A 1,923-nucleotide genomic window follows, 5' to 3' on the forward strand; every position below is an offset into this window, starting at 1 on the left:
CTGACGGCCCGCCGCCCGACGCGTAGCCGGGCAGCGGGCCGTCCAGTGCGGTCGCTCGAGGTCAGAGCCCGCTGGTCGAGTGCGGCTCACGGGCCCTGTCGGGCACGACGTCGTCATCCGTTCGGGTGAGCAGGGCGTACCCGATCACGCCGATACCCACGAGGAGGTGCGGCAGCCAGACGATGAGGTCCTCATCGGCGAACCCGAGGATCCACGGCGACGCCGCGAGGACCAGGCCTACCAGGACGTCCATCCACACATGGACGCGCATGGGGACCAGCTTCATCGGGCTGACGGGGCTCGTCGTGGTCAGCTCGCTCAACAAGATCACCACGCCGATGATGACCGCCGACCACGTGGCCGCCTCGACGTCCGCGAACCCGAAGATCCACGGCGCGATCACCAGGACCGCGCCGACGATCAGGCCGATGATGGTGTGGACCCTGCTGGACAGTACGTGCATGTGTACGTCACCTGTTCCGTCTGGGAGCACGCGGCTCCCGGTTGGTTTCTCGGACCGGGCAAAGGTAGTGGCGGGTGCTCCCCCGGTCCACCGCTCGCCCATGCACACGCACGAGCCGCCGCCCGGTCTGCGTGACCGGGCGGCGGCTCGTCGATGGTGAGGCCGGGGGCGTTGTCGTCGTCGTCCCAGACGGCCGGGCCCGCGGCCGCTAACCCACGCGCCGGGGCGTCACTTCACCAGCAACTCGGCGATCTGGATGGTGTTGAGCGCCGCGCCCTTGCGCAGGTTGTCGCCCGAGACCATGAGGTTGAGCCCGCGGTTGCCCTCGATCGAGAAGTCCTGGCGGATGCGGCCCACCAGCGACTCGTCGATGCCCGCGGCGTCCAGCGGGGTCGGCACGTCCACGACCTTCACGCCCGCGGCCGTGGACAGCAGCTCGCGCGCCTGCTCCGGGGTGATGTCCCGCTCGAACTCGGCGTTGATGCTGAGCGTGTGGCCGGTGAACACGGGTACGCGCACACAGGTCCCGGCGACGCGCAGCTCGGGCAGGCCGAGGATCTTGCGCGACTCGTTGCGCAGCTTCTGCTCCTCGTCGGTCTCCTCGGATCCGTCGTCGACCAGCGCGCCCGCCATCGGCAACACGTTGAACGCGATGGGCGCGGTGTAGGGCCCCGTGTCGTCCACACTCAGCGCCCGCCCGTCGTGAACGAGCTCGTGGCCCGCGCCGATGTTGCCGGTCACCTGATCGTTCAGCGTGTCCACGCCGGCCAGGCCCGAGCCGGACACCGCCTGGTAGGTGGAGACGACGAGCCTCCTCAGCCCGGCGGCGTCGTGGAGCACCTTGAGCACCGGCATCGCGGCCATGGTGGTGCAGTTGGGGTTGGCGATGATGCCCTTGGGCGGGCTCTGCGCGGCCTCGGGGTTGACCTCGGAGACGATCAGCGGGACGTCGGGGTCCTTGCGCCAGGCGCTGGAGTTGTCGACGACGACGGCGCCGGCCGCCGCGAACCGGGGAGCCTGCTCCTTCGACATGGTGCCGCCGGCCGAGAAGAGGGCGATGTCGATGCCCGCGAGCTCCTCGTCGGTGGTCGCGGCGGTGTCCTCGACCACGATGTCCTCGCCCCGGAACGGCAACGTGGTGCCCGCCGACCGTGCGGAGGCGAAGAACCGCACCTCATCGGCCGGGAAATCCCGCTCCTCCAGCAGGGCGCGCATCACGCGTCCCACCTGGCCCGTGGCTCCGACTACGGCGACAGTGGTCATCGAAAAGGTCAACTCCTGGTGTGCTCGGTGGCCTGGGCTCTGCGGTCGGCCGTCCGCGGGCGCGCGCTCCACCCTGCGCTCGGGTCGGCCGATGATCACCCAGTCTACCGGCCCCGGGAAGGCCCTCCGGCGACCCGCGTCACACCGCCCCCGTGCCCGTGCCGCCCGCGCTCCGTTCCGCCGCCCACGGAGGCGAA

General features: G+C 70.8%; 2 protein-coding genes. Both read right to left on the minus strand.

What is annotated here, in order from left to right:
- Window positions 1-61: 61 nt before the first annotated feature.
- Complete coding sequence (locus G6026_RS11890) at window positions 62-463, minus strand: SPW repeat protein (protein ID WP_182613303.1); 402 nt, start codon at window positions 461-463, stop codon at window positions 62-64.
- Window positions 464-691: 228 nt separating this feature from the next.
- Window positions 692-1,726 (minus strand): aspartate-semialdehyde dehydrogenase, encoded by a 1,035-nt coding sequence (locus G6026_RS11895; RefSeq protein WP_182613304.1) that lies wholly within the window; start codon window positions 1,724-1,726, stop codon window positions 692-694.
- Window positions 1,727-1,923: the final 197 nt, after the last annotated feature.

The organism is Dietzia sp. DQ11-38-2 (assembly GCF_014145055.1).
GTDB lineage: Bacteria > Actinomycetota > Actinomycetes > Mycobacteriales > Mycobacteriaceae > Dietzia.